17 protein-coding genes are annotated in these 18,363 nt (G+C 62.3%); 1 reads left to right on the top strand and 16 read right to left on the bottom strand.

The window, feature by feature from the left end; translation table 11 throughout:
• Nucleotides 1-96: 96 nt before the first annotated feature.
• Genes VL15_RS14985 through VL15_RS15005 form a run of 5 tightly spaced genes read right to left on the bottom strand, consistent with a single transcriptional unit; the run spans nucleotide 97 to nucleotide 3,888 of the window.
• Nucleotides 97-495 carry an outer membrane protein assembly factor BamE gene (locus VL15_RS14985; protein WP_048246412.1) on the bottom strand — a complete coding sequence of 133 codons (399 nt, stop codon included), beginning with the start codon at nucleotides 493-495 and terminating at the stop codon, nucleotides 97-99.
• A 56-nt stretch (nucleotides 496-551) separates the two neighbouring features.
• On the bottom strand, nucleotides 552-968 hold the full coding sequence (locus tag VL15_RS14990; protein ID WP_048246413.1) for a hypothetical protein: 417 nt from the start codon (nucleotides 966-968) through the stop codon (nucleotides 552-554).
• 8 nt (nucleotides 969-976) lie between these two features.
• Entirely contained in the window at nucleotides 977-2,956 is a 1,980-nt protein-coding gene (locus VL15_RS14995; RefSeq protein ID WP_048246414.1) for a zeta toxin family protein, read from the bottom strand.
• A 14-nt stretch (nucleotides 2,957-2,970) separates the two neighbouring features.
• On the bottom strand, nucleotides 2,971-3,219 hold the full coding sequence (locus VL15_RS15000; RefSeq protein WP_048246415.1) for a hypothetical protein: 249 nt from the start codon (nucleotides 3,217-3,219) through the stop codon (nucleotides 2,971-2,973).
• A 42-nt stretch (nucleotides 3,220-3,261) separates the two neighbouring features.
• A complete protein-coding gene (locus VL15_RS15005; RefSeq protein ID WP_053077647.1) occupies nucleotides 3,262-3,888 on the bottom strand; it encodes a phospholipase D family protein in 627 nt (208 codons plus the stop codon).
• Nucleotides 3,889-4,151: 263 nt separating this feature from the next.
• Here VL15_RS15005 and VL15_RS40090 point away from each other — a divergent pair, with 263 nt between their 5' ends.
• A complete protein-coding gene (locus VL15_RS40090; RefSeq protein WP_196319589.1) occupies nucleotides 4,152-4,538 on the top strand; it encodes a hypothetical protein in 387 nt (128 codons plus the stop codon).
• 43 nt (nucleotides 4,539-4,581) lie between these two features.
• Here the strand turns inward: VL15_RS40090 and VL15_RS15015 are convergent, their stop codons facing one another.
• The 11 genes from VL15_RS15015 to VL15_RS15065 form a co-directional block, all read right to left on the bottom strand.
• A complete protein-coding gene (locus VL15_RS15015) occupies nucleotides 4,582-8,826 on the bottom strand; it encodes a conjugal transfer protein TraG N-terminal domain-containing protein (protein WP_230684454.1) in 4,245 nt (1,414 codons plus the stop codon).
• Between the two features lie 2 nt (nucleotides 8,827-8,828).
• Nucleotides 8,829-10,274: a conjugal transfer protein TraH gene (locus VL15_RS15020; RefSeq protein WP_053077648.1), complete on the bottom strand. Its 1,446-nt coding sequence runs from the start codon at nucleotides 10,272-10,274 to the stop codon at nucleotides 8,829-8,831.
• Nucleotides 10,274-11,086 carry a conjugal transfer protein TraF gene (locus tag VL15_RS15025; protein WP_048246417.1) on the bottom strand — a complete coding sequence of 271 codons (813 nt, stop codon included), beginning with the start codon at nucleotides 11,084-11,086 and terminating at the stop codon, nucleotides 10,274-10,276. The genes VL15_RS15020 and VL15_RS15025 overlap by 1 nt, the downstream gene beginning before the upstream one ends.
• Nucleotides 11,083-12,369, bottom strand: a complete 1,287-nt coding sequence (locus tag VL15_RS43690) for a hypothetical protein (RefSeq protein WP_063778208.1) — start codon at nucleotides 12,367-12,369, stop codon at nucleotides 11,083-11,085. Before VL15_RS43690 ends, VL15_RS15025 begins: the two co-directional genes overlap by 4 nt.
• A complete protein-coding gene (locus VL15_RS15035; protein WP_048246418.1) occupies nucleotides 12,366-13,346 on the bottom strand; it encodes a phage Gp37/Gp68 family protein in 981 nt (326 codons plus the stop codon). The genes VL15_RS43690 and VL15_RS15035 overlap by 4 nt, the downstream gene beginning before the upstream one ends.
• Nucleotides 13,343-13,714, bottom strand: coding sequence for a hypothetical protein (locus VL15_RS15040; protein WP_048246419.1), 372 nt, complete (start codon nucleotides 13,712-13,714; stop codon nucleotides 13,343-13,345). Before VL15_RS15040 ends, VL15_RS15035 begins: the two co-directional genes overlap by 4 nt.
• 66 nt (nucleotides 13,715-13,780) lie before the next feature.
• A complete protein-coding gene (locus tag VL15_RS15045; protein ID WP_048246420.1) occupies nucleotides 13,781-14,884 on the bottom strand; it encodes a hypothetical protein in 1,104 nt (367 codons plus the stop codon).
• On the bottom strand, nucleotides 14,881-15,384 hold the full coding sequence (locus tag VL15_RS15050; RefSeq protein WP_155420223.1) for a hypothetical protein: 504 nt from the start codon (nucleotides 15,382-15,384) through the stop codon (nucleotides 14,881-14,883). Before VL15_RS15050 ends, VL15_RS15045 begins: the two co-directional genes overlap by 4 nt.
• 29 nt (nucleotides 15,385-15,413) lie before the next feature.
• The gene (locus VL15_RS15055) at nucleotides 15,414-15,806 is read right to left on the bottom strand and encodes a hypothetical protein (protein ID WP_048246422.1); all 393 of its coding nucleotides are present in this window, start codon (nucleotides 15,804-15,806) and stop codon (nucleotides 15,414-15,416) included.
• Nucleotides 15,803-17,086, bottom strand: a complete 1,284-nt coding sequence (locus VL15_RS15060; RefSeq protein WP_053077649.1) for a conjugal transfer protein TraN — start codon at nucleotides 17,084-17,086, stop codon at nucleotides 15,803-15,805. Before VL15_RS15060 ends, VL15_RS15055 begins: the two co-directional genes overlap by 4 nt.
• Nucleotides 17,083-18,363: a hypothetical protein gene (locus tag VL15_RS15065; RefSeq protein ID WP_048246423.1), complete on the bottom strand. Its 1,281-nt coding sequence runs from the start codon at nucleotides 18,361-18,363 to the stop codon at nucleotides 17,083-17,085. The genes VL15_RS15060 and VL15_RS15065 overlap by 4 nt, the downstream gene beginning before the upstream one ends.

Genomic DNA, 18,363 nt, shown 5'->3' on the forward strand with positions numbered 1-18,363 from the left:
GTCAGGGGAAAAAAGACCAGCCGGGCCAGCCGGCTGGCGTCAAAGGAAGTGCGAAATGGGTACACACACTTCCGGGGATCAATTCGGTGGCGGCGCTTACTGGCCGATGCCTCCCTTGGCCACGTCGGTGGTCTCGGAGAACGTGTATTTCTTGACGCCGCCGCTGTCATCGAACAACACGGTCAACGTCTTCTTTCGCACGTCCGCACCGTGCGCAAACGCGCCGACGATCGGCACGAAGTTGATGGCGTGCGGCGTCGCATGCGCAAGCTCGTATGTCCAGATCTCGAGCCCGGAATCCGTGAACGTGGTTTTGTTCGGCGAACCGAAGGCATCCTGAATGTCCTGCTTCGTGCTCTTGCCCTGCTGAATCTGAGCCTGGACGCTCGACTGCGTGACGTTTTCGAGATGTTCGTTACCGGTGGTGGCGCAACCAGCAAGCAACGCCGCAGCCGACAGGGTGACGATCAGGAACGTGTTCTTGGTGAATTTCATGGTCTACCTCGTGGTGTGATCAACGGTTGTAAAAGACAAGGTGATTCGTTGTTGAGTTAATACCGACGACCGGTTCGCTCGGCCTCACATACAGCGCGATACCAGTCGTCCATGTGGCGCTTCACCTGCAGCTCGACGTAGCTGATGTACGGTCGCCACCAGACGTAGAGCATCGAAACGACGATGCCGGTGAGCCCGTAGATCGCCAGCGACGAGCGCGGCACGACGACGATCGGGTAATCCAGGTGGAATCCGTTGGTGATCAACTGCTCCCAGAGGAACAGAGACGGCGCCCATGCCAACCAGCAGAGTGCGAGCCACTGCGCGACGTAGCGGGTCGCCCAGTCGGCCTCGATACGGAGCAGTCGGGGGCTGGTCCACATCCGGCGGCGAATATGGCGACGTTCAGCGAGATAGAGCCGCGTGAAATGCGGAACCGGTCGCAGACGTCTGGGGCGGTTGAACAGGAACATGGCGGCTCCTATCGCTCGATCGCATGTTGGTGGTCGTACGATCGGTCCGCGCGCTCGATTTCGTGATCGCGGTCCTTGACCTGGTGCAATGCGCTGTCGGGCGAATACTGAATCGCCACGTGCTCGCCAACCTCGACATCGCGGGACAGTCGATCGCGCGGATAGACGATGCCAACGGTCTGGCCGATCTTGACCAGCGAGTGGTGCGTCGAGTTGGCCAGCACCTCACCACGGTAGTTGCGCTCCAGCTGCTGCGCGTCACGCAGAATCAGGTTGTGGTGATCGCCAGCCAAGCCGATCGCCCGACGCGAAACGTCGTCCGGCACGTCACCGTCGGGCAACTGGCCGCGGTGAATCTGTTCGGACAGGTTGGCGCGCTCGATTTCGCTTTGGGGGACCGCGCTGATCGAGGTCCGCGTATCGAGGTGGTGATAGGCTGCGTCGAGCTCGGGGAAGAGGGCGAGCGCTTGATCCCGGCCTAAGGTATCGAAGGCGCGGCCGCGCTCGGCGTCGCGAGCGTGGTCAACGGTACGCCGGCGCGGCGCGCGCGCCGTATCGATTTCGACTTCCGCTTTTGCCTCGCCGGGCTGGCGCGCTGCCTGCAACGGCTGCCGCTCGCGCAGTCGCTCGATGCCGCCCGGATCCACGACTACGACGCGACCGTCGACTACGCCCAGATTGTCGACGCCCTGATCGCCCCAGTGATATCCCTGTCGCCGAAGCGCTTCGGCTGTCCGCTCGACATCGGCGGGCGTAATTCCCCGCATATCCGCGCGGGGCATGATCTCGAATCTCAGATTGCCCTCGGTGCCGCTTGCCACTGGCTGCAACACTTCTGGAAGCTTCGGACGAGCGGCGAGGTCGCCGTTATCGAGTCGCACCACGTGCTTGTCGCCGGCTGCCAGCACCACTGACGATGCGCCGGCATCCAATGGCGTCAGCCGGGTCGCCCCAAGCTCGTGCAGTCTGGCTTCAAGCGCCGACAGGTGGCGTGACGCGGCAATTTCTTCGGCGACCGGATCGGGATAGTGACCTCCGAGGTTCGGAACGTCGCGCGTCATCGACCGGAGGATGTCGCGCAGGCTTCGATCAGGATGGGACACATCTTCACCTGGCGCTCGCACTATCAACCCCTGTGCCGCACCTTGCTGGACGACCAGCGCGTGTTCACGTCGCTGCGCGACGTCGGCTATCTCCGGTGCGGGTGCGCCACGCGCGGTACGGGCCGCCAGGACGTCATCGAGCATCTGGACGTGATTGGCAATCTCGCCATGCGTCATCGGACGCTCGCGCTCACGCGCGATCGACGCCGCGGCCGCTTGAGGCTCCCGCCACTCGCCCTGATGGAGTTCGTTTCGATATACCTCGCGGTGATGCCGGTCCACGATCAGGATTCGATCCACGGCCTTCTCACGCTCGAGCAACGCGACGGTTTCCACCATGCCGGCATAGGCCTGGTCGTGCTGCTCGGGATTGACGACCCGCCCGGCACCGGTTATCGCGATTTCACGCTCGGTACGCATCTGCGCACGTGTGAGCGACACCTCTGCGGGCATCGCCACGCCACGAACTTCCAGCTTGTAACCGCGCTCGCTGAGGCGCCGGGCAAGATTGCGCAGGCTCTCGGGGTTGCGCATCGTCCCGTCGATCACAAGATCGCGTCGCGCTTCGGATGCCGCAGTGGTCAACCGGCCAGCCCAGCGACCGGCATCGGCATGAGTCAGGTCGGCTGCGTGTTGCGGATCCTGGCGAAGAAGCTGGCTGTACTGCGGGAGGTTCTCCCGCATGCGATCCGCGTCGATCAAGACGGCACCGCCGCGCTCACTAAGTTCGGTCATCGCCTGGCGTGCGAGGGCCGTCTTGCCGGTGCCTGGCTGACCACCGAACAAGACCGCTCGCGGTTCGGCTTGCTCGCGGCTGCCGTCGATCGCCTCGCGCTCCACACGCTCGTAAGCGCGCTGCATCACGAAATCCGGAATCGTGTCCATGATGGGCTCCGGACTCAGGCGGGATCGGCGTTCAGTTGCCAGGCGCGCGGGCCGTACACGGCCAACGCACGCGCAATCGCCGCAGCGTCGTCCGGCTGCAGCGCGTCACGCGCGGCGACCAGCGCCTTGCGTTCAACGTCTGCTGCCGCAACACGTGCGGCATCCGGTTGGCTTCGGGACTCTTCTTCCGCGATGACTGCAACCTGGTGCGCGATCAGTTGGCCGATCGTCCGGCAGGCGACTTCGTAATCAACGTGAGGCATCGTGTTCTCCAGTGAAATTGGTGGGCTTACGTGCGTCCCGAATCAAACTGCCGGGTACGGTTTCGATTCATTCCAGAGCCGCGTCCATGCGGCGCGCACGGCTGCTGCAACAGTGGCGTGGTGCCAGATGACGAGGACGTTTTCGGCGTTGTGGTACGCGCCGGCTTGCGTGTAGTTCATGGATCCGGTCTGGGTCGTATCGCCGTCGGCGACGATGAACTTGTCGTGCATAAGGGGCACGGCCATGTCGATGCGAATCGGAACGCCGGCGGCCACGAGATCCGCGAGCTTCGAGCCGCGGCCGTCGAGCTGAGAGCGGTCGAGGACGACACGAACCTGCACGCCGGCGTGGGCGCGCTCAATCAGATGGGTGACGATGCGGCGATTGGTGAGCTCATAAGCGGCGACGTCGAGTTCCGACTGCGCGCTGTCGATGACGCTCAACACCAACGCCTCGGCCTGGCCGTCGGGCGAGGTGGCGAATTGCACCGAGGCACGATCCGTCGAGGAAGACCTTTCCGAATGCGAGGTGGCTTCGGCAGGGTGTTTCAGCGATCCAGCCAGATGGCTGACAGACGATGGCAGATTGCCCAAATCGGGCGTTGGGCCGTCATGCAGCACGTAGTACCCAACACCGCCCACGATCACCAGGAAGAGGAGGAACTTCACGCCGGCCTCCCGACGTCGGAGGTCTGCGCGCCAGCGGCATAGGGGCCGGCGCAAGCGTCATCGCCATGGGGCGCAGCGCAGGCAGCGAGAAGCAGTGCGGGAATCGTGAGCGCCACGAGGCGCACTCGACTCACCGTCGACAAAACCCGAATACGAGACGTAATTGAAAGGACGCCGGGACGAATTGCGTCACCGAGGATTAACTTGCCGCTACGCCAGATCAGGCGTAACGTCAACACTAATTGCGTACGGGGACGCTCATCATGGACTATGTGCTCGCGAATTTCTTTGCAGTCATGGCTGCAGTGGTTTATTCGGTTTTCACTTCCTTTATCGCTTCGCGAAGCGGTCGACTGATTTATCGAAAAATCATGTGGGGCTACCTGTTCACGCTGCTCATTGCTGCCCTCGTGATAACGGTCATGCAACTGCCATTCGAATGGCTTGCGTTCGGCGCACTTTTGTCTTGTATCTTCTGCGTGTTTGCGCAGCTGGGCATTGCAGTGAAATTCGGCCACATCGCCCTGACCGATAGGTCTTACAACGGACATCACGACGGACTCGGTCGGCAAAGCAGCCTTGTGGACGACTACACGAACAGCTGGAAGCAGTCTTACCATGGGCCGAACGATTCTCTTCGGAATTGGTGAAGGGTAGTTCTTCACTTCTCGAGGGGGCCGCAAGGCCCCTTTTTCATTGGTCATTGAGATCACCTGTTGCGGCATCAGTGCTGGGAATCGACTTCATCGGACGCACGTCCTCGCCAAGCCCACGCCCGAGCCGATTCGACGACGCGAGAGCGCTGGGCGACGTTGCCGGGCCGCTTGCAGCCGACTCGTCGCGCAGAGCATTTGCCTCTGAACCGCCTGTGTTCGAGGGACCGACGTACTGCGAGGGAGCCGTGGGCATCGCGCCCCCAACCGCAGGCAACTGGCCAGCCGGCGCCTGGTCGAACCTCGCCTTGGTTTGAACTCCAGCGGTTTGTGACGCGACGCTCGCGCTGTTGTCACCACCCGTCCCCGGATCTCTCACCGTGGGACGCGTGGACGACGGAAGTACGGGGGCGGTCGTACTCGCGACGGTTTGAGAGGACTTCGTTTCGTCGATCGCCGCCGCGTTGCGCCCCGTTGCGGTTGTCGGTGCCAATGCCGAGACGCCACCGCTGCGTTTCATGGACGCAGTCGGCACGGCGGTAGCCGACGTGGTAGAACCAACAGATGGCGGGACTCGATTTGCAACGGAGGATCGAGTCGCCCCGCCTTGTTCCGGGATACCTTCCGCCGTCGAGAGAGCGGCAGCAGAAACTGGTCGGGCGGCGGTGCTCGTTCCGGGCGTGGCCGGCGGCGTCGTGTCGAACGCATTCCTGTTCCGAGCTGTTGGGCCACTCTGCGGCGACACCGAAACGCTGTCGCCACGGATCATCGACACTGGCGACACAGGAGCGGCCGGCGTGCGGGAGTGAGTCGATGGAACCAATCGATTCCGATCAATCGGTCGCGCCGATTCGCCTTGTTGTGCGCCGGCAGCGGTGGGCGCAGCATGGTCGATCGCAGCCCCGCCCAGCGCGGTGGTGTTCGCCTGCGACGACGTCGAACTGGTCGAGGCCCGGCTCGATGCATCGACCGCCTGACGGCCATGTTGCCCATATGGCAAGCGATCGTTGTCGGGATTCAAAGCCACAATCCGGAAGTCAGACTCCGACAAGCGCGATGGCGTACCAGAGGCCTGCGTGCCTGGTCCGACCACCCGAGCAGCTTCAAAGGTCGGTCCGTTTCCCGTGGCTTGCGGATTCAGGAACTTTTGGACCGCCGCCGGGGAAGCAGTTCCGCCAGCCGGTGCGGTCGGCTGGATCGCATTGATCCATGCGGTGAGCGGTGCGTTCTCGTTGGAAGCAGAGGCCGGTGCCGGCGACGCTGAAAGCGGCCGACCCGGTGCTCGCTCAGGGGTCATGAGTGACTTGTTGTCGGCCGACGGGTCCACGTGGTCCCGTACCTGCTTGATCGGCGCGGCGGCCTCGTTCGTAACGCGTTGTTGCATGCCGTCCACCCGCTGCTGCGCGTCGGTCACGACCTGCGGCATTGGCGTTGCAACATCGAGGGGTGTAGCGTCCACAGGGCCAACCGCACCCGCGAAGCGCTGATACGCTGCGGGAGCATTTGCACCAACACCAGCCAGATTGCGTTGGTTCTGCCGAACGACATCGGCACCGCTTGAGGGCAGAGCGGTGCCGTCACGAGCGGTGGTCGGCAAAGTGGAGTTGCGCGAGACTATGTCGCGCATCGACGCGTCTTCTGCGACGAGCCGAGCAAGTTGCGAAGCGGGCAGCGTCATCAATTGGCTGTAACGCATCCCATTGCGCGCTGCGACCGCCTGCAGGTTCTCGGGCGTCATCAGGTTGGTCGAGGTATCGACGCGCGAAACCATTTGCGTCGACCCGCGCTGGCGTACGTCAGCGCTGCGAGAGAGGTCTGCGGCGACACGCGATCCGGACGAGACTTGGTCCGTCAGAGAAGCCGAGTGGTCGGTGCGGACATGCTGCCCCGAATCCATACCGGTGGAGTCCGTGTGGGTCTGGGAACCCTCGTGGCTGACTTGGTCGCTTTCGGTAAAAGCCCCGAGACTTCCGTATTGATCGACGAACTTCTGGGCGTCGGAATTTCTCCAGAAGCGTGTGTATCCGCCCTCGGCTGCCAAATCGAGACCAAATTTCAAACTAGACCGACCTTTTCCTGTGCCTCCTCCATTGGCGTAGTCGGCGGCCCGCACCTTCGACCGATATGCATCTCGGATGGCTTGGACTTCCTGCGGTGATTTGCCGAGAGACTCGGCCTTCCGAGCAAGCTTGTCTTCTTGTGCTTGGTCAAATATTGGCGAATTCGCAACTGGATTGTTGGTCCCCGACCCGCCATTCGCAGTGGGACCACGGCCGGTGGCCCGAGATGGGCCGCTGCCTCCACCACCACCGCTGGGAACTGCCGCCCCTTCATCGGAGAATGACTTATCAAAGCCCCCGCCGAGCATGATGGAGCCCTTACCCCCCACCGAGGTTTGGCCTTCAACCGAGTGCGCTTGATCGACCGCGTATTGCTGATCAACTGAAGTCCGGCGTTCGCCCGATTGGCTCGTGGAACCACGCGTGCCCGAACTGGCGTCATCCGACAGCCGTTGTGTGCTGCCGCGTTCTTGGCTGTTCGATACGCTGTTCGTGCTAGACGCGAGCTGCTCGCGGCCGGAGAACGTCGAGTTGGTTCGGTTCGCGGCGATCCCGGTCGACGTATCGGTGCCAAGCGACCGCTCGAAAGAATCCTGGGACGCGGCAGAGACCCCCAGGCTGTTCTGATACTCGGTGCGCGCGATCAACCCATTGCCAAAATTGGTGAAGGCGGATCCGTTACCGGTATCGATATTCATCGAGCCGGTGCGCGACTGCACCGTGTTGTCGTACTTGTTGGCCGACGTCACGTTCCGCGATGCGTTGTCGATCGACGACGAATCCATATGGACGTTGCCGATGTTTTCGTCGCCCTGCGCCTGCTGGCCGCCGATCTGCTGAGCAGATCCTGTCAACGCACCGCTCAGTTGCGAGAACGCGCCGACAACACCCATCGATGCGAAGTTGATCAGCATCCACGCAAGTGGGGGCGTCAGCATCACCATGTATCCGAGCAGTGCCTGTTCGTCGACCAACGTCGAGCCGAACTTCGCGGCCATCCCGAACGGCACGCCGGCCTGCAGCGACATCGAGCGCATCTCGTGGCTGAGGTGGATCAACGACAGCCCGTTGATCACCGCGAAAAGCACCGGCCAGATTGATACCCACGCCACCGTCTTGGCGTACATCGCGAGAATCCGCTTGGCGCCATCCGCACCGCTGATCAAGCAGAGCACCAGAATGAGCGGGAAAACGGCATAGATGATCGCTTCGGCATAGTTCCGCACGGTCGGTAGCGTGTTCTTCGCGAGGATCGCCATGCTGGAGAGGGAGCCGTTCGTCGCGACTGCCGCTTGGGCCGAACTCATCAACGCATTGACCTCAGCAACGCGCGCCGGATCGTTCAGCATCGCGGGCAGCTCAGCGCCCGCCTGACGCCACACATTGTTGAACATCGCCTGACGCAGCGCCGACGACGCGCTCTGCGACGACTGGAGGATGAAGCCGTATGAATCACCGATCGCGTTGACAAACTCCGCCTTCGCCAAGGAGGCGTCGGAGATCTCCGGATACATCTCGCTGCCGTACATCTGCTCGGCCGCTTGCTCGGCGTCCTGTACGCGCATGAGCAGCAACGTGCCGATCGCGGAACATGTGTCCGTCGTTGGATTTGCGGTGAGGGTGTTGGTGGTGACGTACCGCGCCGGGCTGGTCGACGTGAACACGGTATTGAACGGATCCGTTCCGCTCATAATCGTCTTCGGATCAATCGCGCCGTCCTGGATGTCGTAGACGGTGCATTCCTTGAAGAACTGGATCAGGTCGGCGTGCAGCCCGGGATCGGAGATTTCAGCCTTGTTCACCTTCTGTAACACCGAGATACCGAAACCAACATCGCCTTTTTTCAAGGTGAGCGTATCCGGAACGGAGAAAACCGTTTCGTACGCCTGCGTCAGCACACGGGAGATGAGCGTGAAGCTCTGGGCAACCGCAGCCAGATATATCGGGACGTGATCCACCTCCCGGGTCGGCCGCACATTGTTGACGTCGGTGATGAATACGTTTTCCATCGGCAGCAACAGCAGCTGCGTCATCAGCATTGCAGCGGCGAACCAGCGGAAGATCTCATAGCCTTTCCGACCGATCGCTACAATCGTCCAGATCACCACACCGCACAGCAACGTGTAACGGATGAGGCCCGTCCAGGTGCCGCTGCCCATGAAAGACGCGATGCCTTGCATGACGTAGTACAAGGTATCGACGTTGCCGTAGGTGTCGATTTCCATGTTCATTGCGTGCCCCCGGCATTCAACGTCTGGCCGAATGCCAATGAGTTCCGCAGCGAGGACGACACGTTCGCGTGCACGGCACGCTCGATCGACTGGAGCTGCTCGACCAGCTGCCAGGCGTTTGAGGTCTGACTAAACGCTTGCATCACGACACTGCGCGCTTCGGCTTCGACCGTGTCGATATTGGTGTTGAGCTTCGTAGCTTGGTCAAGCAGCGACGTGCTGGATTTCACCGTGCCGTAGCGTGCGATCGCACGCCGGAGGTCTTCGGCGGATCCGTGGATATACGCCTCGGCGTACTTGGTGGCGATGAGCGATTGGTAGGTGCTCATCAGCTGATCGGCCAGGGCCGAATTGTTCAGGCGCGTGCCAACCGCGATCATCTTGTAGACCGGCAGGTCGGTCATGCTCAGGAAGCGAAACGTGTCGTCCGGGTTGGGGATCGGCGAACGCGATGCGATCGCGTCAGTGATCACCTGCAGCTTCTGTTGAACGAGCGCGCGGAAGGGGGTGTAGCCGATCTCCTGCACGGAAGGATTCAGGCATTTCGTCGCTTCGTCGCAGACGTACACCTGGATCGTGTTGCCAGTGTTGGAGGCAGGATCGTTGCCGACCAGTTCCTGCACCGTGAGGCTACCGATGCGGGGCAGGAAGACAGGATTTACCTCGGTCCCACCCGAATCGGATGGATCAGGGAAAATGACCGTGCCGACCAAAGACATCAAGAACTCGCGATCCGAGGTACTCAGATCTGGTAGCTGCTGCAGCGCCTGCCACGTCACGTTGCCATACGGCTGCTTGGCTGCGAGGTTGGAGTCTGAAGCGGTGGCCGTGTTGATCGTCTGGGCGGCTTGCGCGGAGCTGTTACCAGTATTCGACCAGGCGTCGGTCATATCCGAATACAGGTTCGTGAACGGACCGAGCGTGTCGGCCAGGTTCGCCTGCTCTTTTTTCCATGCAACCGGCGTCACGGCGTTGACGATGCCCTCGGCGGCCTGGCACGAATCGATGTTCATGCGGTTGACGTCGCGCGCGATGGTCTGCAGCGACTGCATAACGTTGTCGCAGGTCGGGCAAAGGTTCTGCAGTGCTAGCTTAAACGCGTAGCCCAATGCGTTTGAGCCGATGTTGCGCAGCAGGGCGACGAACTGCTCCTTGTTGATGAAGCTGAACCCGCCGGCGAACAGGTCGATCCCGCCACAGCCCGCGCCCCATTCCGGCGCCGTGACGTTCGCGAGCTGGTAGGTCTTGTGTGGCGTGCGCATGAACACGCTGCCGCCGCTGTACATATCCATGGTCTCGCCCTGCAATGCGCGCGGGCTCGAGACGTTGCCCATCGCGTTGATCGAGTCGAAGACTTGCTGCATCGACATCGCCTGCGCATAAATAGGGGCGATGGCGAACACTGCAGCGGTGAACGCCGCAACCCAGCGTGTCGGTTTCATCAGAAGAGCTCCCCAGGCTGCGAGGTCGTCAGAACGAAGATGCGCTCGATGATGTCTTGGAGGGACATCGTTCCCGAGCCGATCATGGCGTGGTCACCGGTCTCTCTCGACGCGATGAAGAGAGCGGGCACCTGCTGGACACCCCAGACCGATGCCTGCCCGTGATCGGGCGTCGGGCTGGGGAACTCAGCTATGCCGCGACCGTCCAGCGAGACCGGCAGCACATCGATGCCATAGCGCTTCGCGAGCAGCAGAATGGTCGGCGCCATGGCATGGCAATACGGGCAGTCCGAGCGGAAAAAGAAGATCAGGCCGTGTTTCTGCGCGAGCGCGCGCAGCTGAGCGTCCTGGTCGGAATCGCGCGTCTGGTCGTAGGTATGGACGGCGACATTGTTCGTCGGACGCTTGAGCGAGTAGTCGAGGCTCGGGTTCTGCCAAACGACACGGCGCCATTGATCAGCGAAGACAGCGCTCTTTTGCTGGACGTACTCCCAGAGCTTGATGTACGCCTTGATGTGCTGGGGCGTCGGATCCATGTTGGCGACATCGAGTCGGTGCTTCAGCGCCTCGCGCATCTCGTCGGCCGACTTGATCTGGTCGAAGTCGTCGGAATCCGCCGGCTTGCCGGCGCTCGCGGCTACCGGTACGGCCGCCTTGTCATCGTCATCGCAGTACCAGTTGAACTTTTGCTGCCCATCGCAGTGCCAGGCAGAGGGGTAGTCCATGCCCTCTGCGTTCGCGATGGGCGACACCAGCAACGCGCTGGCGAGCACGATAGGCACGGCAGCGGCGATTCCCCGCAGCGCGGTCATGACTGCCCCCGCACGGTGCTCGTCGCATCTTCACCCGTCACATGCATGGGGTGCGACGTCGTATCTCCGGAGCCGGTTTCGATAAGGCCCGCCGCTTGGGCGCGGAGAAGCTCGACTTCGAAGCGGAGAACCTGGGCCACGCGCTCGAGGCGCTGGATAGCGTTGAGCCCGTCGTCGACATCGACGCGGTCGTCTCCGACGATCGTCGCGTAGACGGTGACCAGCGTCTCCCACATCCGCTTCGCGACATGGGCATCTTCATCCCGAGCACCGGCCGGCAACGTCTGCTGCAAGGCGAGCTCGGGTCGGCGTGCAATGAAGGCCGGGAGCGCTGCTTTGAACGTCTCAACGTACTCAGCGGGCGCTTGCCCCCATTTGAGATCGCATTCCTCGATCGTCTCGCCCGGGCAGTCGTCCGCCGGCACTTCGTAGCGAAACAGCTTTTCGATACCCCAGAGGCAATCCGAGCGACGCGTTGCGTTACCGATGTTCACAAGCAGCGTGTTGATCGTGCGCGCCTTCTCGCCGATTCCGAAGGCTGCATAAACGCGGGCGAGGTCGTCCGTTGCGTCCGACGGCGACACAAACGACGGAGACACGGCCGGGAGCGGCGAGTGCTTGGGCTTCGCGGCCTGCTTCGCGCGGATCTTCTCGATCGTCGAAGGGACATTGATGCGCGCGAGCTCGGCTTCACCGGCCGCCTGCATATCCAAGTCGTTCGCGGAGCACAGTGCAGCGAGCGTGACCATGACGCCCCCGACTTCCTGCCTCGCTTCGCCAACCGGCCGTGACCAGGTGTAGTCGACCAGCACATGCGCTTCCTCGCGCGTCATGCCACGCGCCTGCGCAAGCTCGCCGGCCTCTTCGTAGAAGCGATCGTTGCGCTCATTGCGATCGGCTGATATCGCCGCTCCGAAGCAGGTCAGCATCCACTCCTGCACTCGCGACTGGAATGAGGGAGCGTCCGAACGCTCGTGATCTGCGAGCTCCGCGAAACAGGCTGTCGACTGTGCAACCAGCCGACTCGGCTGTTTCGGACCCGGCTCATGCGGCGGCACGGCGGCTAGTCGCGCAGCCGCCGCCGATAGCAGCTTGCGGTATTGATCCCCGCCGCGCTGGGGCATAAGGGCACCAGCCGCGTCCATCTCAAGCAGCGTCATGATCGAACGAATGAGGCTGTTCGTATCAAAATTGAAGTCATCGCGCAGCGCTGCCACGGGTTGTGCAACGTCAAGCATCAACCGTGCGTCACCAGATCCCTGAATATCGAGTACAGATTTCATCGCGCCTCCGGGAATTCGTCGTGAGTGCGGCCGTCGAGCAACCGGCCGGCGGCCCGCTTGCCGGTTCGATGCATGACGGTCACCGGAAAGTCGCCCGCATCGCGGGCGCGCATGAAGTCGCCGCCATTGCGCAGCACGTTGCCGTTTCGATCGAGGCAAACCCCGCCATTCACCCAAGTCGATGCCTTGTTGACCCATTGTTGGAATGAGTCGAACTGACGAAACACGGGTTCGCCGGTGCTCATCAGAAAGGCGTCCGTGTGCCATTGGCCCCATTGCTTAAAATGGAAGGGCACACCGGCATCCGCGCATTGGTCGCGCAGCGCACGCGGCCACTCTGGATGCGTTGGCCGGGCACCAGGCCCGCTTTCGCCACCGCAGATGATCCAGTCGGGCATCATCTCGGGCGGGATCTTGCCCAGGTCGCCGAGCATTGGCTCGACGCTCCAGAAATGGACACGGCACGGCACTGCGAGAAGCCTTTCGGCGTCTCGCAACATTTCCGCCCGGTTGACGATCGTCGCGCCGAGCCAGATGCCCGGCCATGGAAACTCGTCCCACGTATTGAGGTCGCACGACAGCTCGTGGACGATTTCGTTGAGCATTTCACGGGCGTTGCCAATCCTCTTCGTCAGGAGAAGCCAGTCAAGATTCGGCGTCTTGGCGATCAACCTGAAGAAGTCGACGCGCCACGCCGGATCGACGGCGTTGTCGAACGGGTCGCAAAGGCTCGGGAAGATCCGCAGGCGCTTCCCCATCTCGCCTGCTTTACGATCCCACCGCAGCGGCAACTTCCACGAGTTCGGTGCTGTGCGTCGACGCGGTGCGCCCGGTCCCCAGTTCGTTGGCGTGCCGCCGCCGAAACGCGCGTTTCGCGCCTCCGCATAGCAGTGGTCGCAACCCGGGCCCACTTTCTGGCACCCTTCCCACGGCGACCACGTGTGGTCGCACCATTCGATCTTCGTGTTCTCGCTCATGGAGTCACCTCGAACAATGCAAGCTGCTTCGTCGTAGTGGCGCGACGCCCGAGGCTCGCTCCGAGCCGTTGGCGGTATGCGATGTGCGGCGGGACATGCCCGGGAAGCAGGCTCAGATGGCCGAAGTTCCTACCCGGGCGAAACGCCGCGACGTGTGCGAGCGCAAACGCAGGCTTGATCCGACACAGCTCGGGTTGCCAGACGGGCATACTCGCGCGCCAGAAATTCGTCAGGCGCTCGCGTTCGGCCAGTTTGTCGACGGCCGCACGGCTGAGCCGACGCGCGTGGCGAATCGAATCGATTCGCGCACTGGCATCGAACGTCGACTCGCCCGGTAGCAGCATCAATGCGCTGACGATCGGTTTCATTGCGGCACCATCATGCAAAGAGCGACGGAGCAGGCAGTGAACGCGAGATTCGTGTTTGCACACATGCTAGGCGCCCTCCGAAAAGTCGATGGCGGCGCCAGGCGTCAACCGATCCACTGCGTTGAGAAGGTCATCCTCCGCTGCCGCCTGAACGTGAGCTGCGACGATCTTCGCGGTCGCGACGGATCGACGCTGACGCCACGCGGCGAGAAGATTGAATCCGATAGCGGCCGTTGCGATTCGCGGCGAATAGGTCGCACGCTGCAACGCACGGTGGGCATCCCGCCATACACACGCTGCAGCCATTACGTCTGAGACCGCTCGATCGCGATCGCCAGCAGATGCGTCGTTCACCATGCGTTCGGCGGTCAGCGCTTCTACAGTCGGAGGAGTCGCATCTGAGACCAGCGCATCGATGTCGTCGAAAAGCTGAAGAACGTGCCTAGGCGGATCGAAATCCCACTCCACCTGTGACAGCACCTCGCGAGCTTGACGCAGAAGGGCTACCATCGTTGACGCCGGGGGCTCCGACATAGCGACGGTCGCTGCAGGTAGCGGGGCAAGTGCAGCATCGATCGGCTCGGGCGCCGGGGGCAGGCGGAGGACACCGTCGACGGGGCGAGTCGGCTTGTCGCATTTCGGGGTTGACCACGGCCCGCCCGAGAAATAGTGCTTGTTAAAGGCCTCGTAGAGCGCAGCGTGGTCGCCGCCAAGGCGCGTCGCAATCGCGCTCAAGCGCTTGTTGTCGTCGACGCCATTCCGGTAAACGCGGCTATCGTCCGAGAAGGTGAAGTACCAGTCGTGTCGATCGAGGTCGTCAAAATACTGCTCGATGGTCGGAATGGACCCGTCATCGTGCATGGCGTCAGAGGGCTGACCGCCGTCGGCATCCCAATCTTCGCGGGGTCCCAGGGAAATGACCGATCCACATTCCGGCGCGTCCCCATCAACGACGACAAAGAACCCTTCGCCAGACTCTTGGTCATAGCGGACGAGGTGGGCGTCCGGAATGCGATCCTCGAGAAGCCAAGCCAGCTCGTCTTCGGACGGGGCACTCCCAGCAGTTACACGGAACGTCGCACCGTCGCTGCCGGAACCCGCAAACAGATGGCTCGGCAGATGCGGAGCCTGTGCCGCATCGGTGCCCGTGATCGTGATTTGGATGGTCATTGCGCCGCTCCATGGCGGTTGGCTTCGGTGGCTTCGGCCACCTTGGCTTTCCGCTCAAGCAGGTACCACCCGAAGGGCGTCGGCTGCCACGTCGACCAGCTGACCGCCAAGGTAAGGATCACGACGGCCAGGTAGAGCACGCGCTCCACCGGCACGGCTCGCTGTGCGAGCTCAGCGACTGCGACGTCCGCGTTCTTGTAGTGCGTGCAGATATGCGGAACATGCTTTGCCTGCGCCGAACTCGTGAAGTCATCGTCGCAGGTTTGCAAGGTGATCGCCGCAGGGTCAGTTCCGCTACCTGCAGCCATCTCGAGGACAGTCTGTGTCGTCGCCGTCAGGGACCCCGTATTGAGCACGAGGATCAGTGCCAGCGGCATTGCACATGGCACGATGACTGCGACGTAAACCAGGCGGCATAAATAGGTCGGGACACTCGACAGAAGGGGAGTGAGCCAACTCGGCCATGCTCTGGTGGCGGTCGATTTGGATTCGTTCAGCATGATGATTCCTCCGTATTGGTCAGAAAAACTCACGGTGCATCGTGCTTCTCAGGCACTGCTGCGCCCGACGTCAGGCCGATCGGCGGGACGCGGTCGCGGCAGTAATTCATCTTCACGTCCAAGCGCCCGCTGGTTTCACCTACCGCGGTCTGCACACCGCGGATGTCGAACAGGACATCCAGGCGTCTGCATCCAGGGCGGGGGAGATCGCCAATCGGCCGCGCGGTGACGTACACCGGGCCGTTGGCATGCAGCTTGGTGATCAGGGAGTTGGCAACGGGCCCACGCAGCGCACCGAACGCCGATCCGTGATCGATCGCGTCCACGAGTACCGCGCTGAAGTCGTCGTAGCTGCCGGCGTAGGCCATGTGGGCGCAAACGGACAGCGCCGCGGCGCACGTGACGGAGACAATGCGTTTCATTGGGACGACCCCTTGCCGTTGGCGCCGATCGCTTGCTGGACCCGCTTCAAAATCGCGTCCTGGTCGACGGCCTTGGACTGAATGGAATTGACGAACTCGGTAAAGTCGATCTTCGAAAAATCGATCTGCTGAAGCTGATCGGCCGTGAGGCCGGCGCAACCCGCGAACGGGATTCCGAGCTGGGCCTTGCCCTGCTGGTTGACGAGCTTCGCGATCAGCGAGTTGAAGCAGCAGTAGCTCTTCTTTTCTTCGACACACACGCCGAGCACGCGCTTGGAACAGCCTTGGTTGTACTGAACGCAGAGGTTCTGGCCACGCTTGAGACTGAGCACCTGCTCATCGGACGAACATGCCAGCCACATCTGGATCAACTGCGCGGCGATCTCAGCGGCAAAGACGTACGGATTGAAATCGACAAACTGAACGCCATTGGAAAGCGAGAACGAGAACTGAAAGCCGAAGGCGCCAAAGTTTCCGGAGGACGCCAGAGCCCTGTCGGCCCACGCGCCCATCTGCAGCAGACCCGAGTTGACGATCGTGCTATCGACCGTTTCGTAAAGCTGGTCGAAGACATATCTCGACCCCAACGCGATACCCTGCTTTGCCGCCGTGCCGGCAACCGATAGTCCGGCGCTGACCGCAGCGCCGCCGATCGCATTGTTCGAGTACGCTGCGCCACCAGCGTTGCTGGTGCAGCAGCTCTTGATCTCGAGCCCGCCCAGCACCTTAATCGTGCAGCTGCTGTCGTAGCCCTTGAAAATGTTCACGGTCCCACCACCGACACCGTAGGCGCCCGCTTCACGCCCGGTTTCGAGTCCAGTAACGACCTTGCCGAGTGCGCCGTCCGCACCGCTGCTCGTTGAGAAGCATCCGGCGCCCGGCGCGCACATCGTGTTGGTGCATTGGGTGACTGTGGTCGTGTGCGCGGCGGTATCGAGGCACTGGTAGGTGTATTGCATCGTGTCGCAAGTGCCTGGCGACGCATCGTTGTACGACACGCACTGCTGCCCGACCAGGCCGCAACCTTGCTGCTGCAGAGGGGTGCAGTCATTGACCGCGGAAGCGGCCTGGCATTCGTAGGTATCTTGGTAGTTCCAGCAATCCTGGTAGAGCGGAATGCCGTTGATGACGCGAGTACCTGCCGGCTCGACACAGGTCGATCCGGTCCGCTGGCAGGTGGGCGCCGCATGCGCTACAGGCGCGGCGAGCAACGTGGCCGTCACCGCCATTCCGACGAAGTCGACTGCGCGCCCGACGAACGTGTGGATACGATTCGTCATTGCGCGGCCCGCTGTTCAAAGGAGCTGCACTGGTCGATCCAGTTCGGCGTACAAACTGCCGTGCAAATCTGGTTCATCGTCAGTTGGACGCGGGTCTGCCCCCCGCCATCGAAGCCATACCCGCCGATTGCCGCTTGAATCTCGACGGTATTGACACCCTCATGCAGATATGGACGGATGTCGGTGTTGGGGGAGATGGTCGACGGGTTACCTTCGTATTCGTTACCAAACCGGAAGAACGGCCGGTACTCGGTCAGGCCTCCGTCAGCCATGAACGCCGTCCTGTCGGAGCACACGCTACGAACGCCGTTGTAGAGCGTTCCATTGTTGAATAAGGCACCTTTGACCGGTGCGGCCAGATTGCCGGTCGACGGCTGACCAGGATCATTGGGATCGGTCGCGGGCAAGAGTGCCTTCCCACACTGCAGCACACGGCCGCCATCCGGCGCGTCGGTATAAACGGTGACACCATTGACGTCCACGCTTCGCAACGTGTTGCCCGCCGTGATCTGGCTGATGACCGCGGTGCCAACCTGCCCGAGGTTCTGCACGCTGAAGCTCATCGAGCCGTACACGGTGAATCCGGTGTAGCCCGAGTTGTCGTGATAGCCGGTGTCGGCGCCGAAGTTCCAGAGCGCCGAGTTCGACGCCAGGCGCGAGGCGAAGCCACCGCTGAAGCTGTTCTCGACGACACCGCCGGCCGCACAGCCCTGGTAGGGTTCCGTGCAGACCGGATCGTTGATGCGGTTGCAGGTATAGGTCTGCGTACCGATTGCCTGCTCGCAGGTTTCCTTGCGGTAGGTCGCCGGCACTGTTGACGTCACGTTGTGGCAATCCTGCGAGCTCGTCGTCGTGCCGGGATTGTTGATCGTGCCCTTGCTGCCCGTGACGATCGGATCGCTCGCGGTGATCGGCATACGATTCTGGGGCTTCTTGGCCAGGTAGTTGACGGCGTCGCACTCTTGCCGCCAGTAGGCGCTTGGGTTGGCTGGCTGAGTCGAGCAGTCTGCTTCCTTCCCTGTGCCAGCCGGCCCGAGACTGCCTTGACCGCCGCCATACAGGGGCGTGAGCTGGCCGTCCTGGTTCGTGTAGTTCGGCACATTCGAGCCACCGCCGCCGATACTCCCGTGGGCGGTGTTCATCCCCGATCGGCCGAACGACTGGCCATCGGCAAACGCGGACGCGGTAGAAGGGCTGTCCGCCACCGCGCGCACACCGATCGCAGCGAGGACCGTTGCAATAGCGAGGGGGGTGAATCGGCGCAGGGTCGACGTCAT

This window comes from Burkholderia cepacia (assembly GCF_001039005.1).
GTDB classification, from domain to species: Bacteria; Pseudomonadota; Gammaproteobacteria; order Burkholderiales; family Burkholderiaceae; genus Burkholderia; species Burkholderia theae.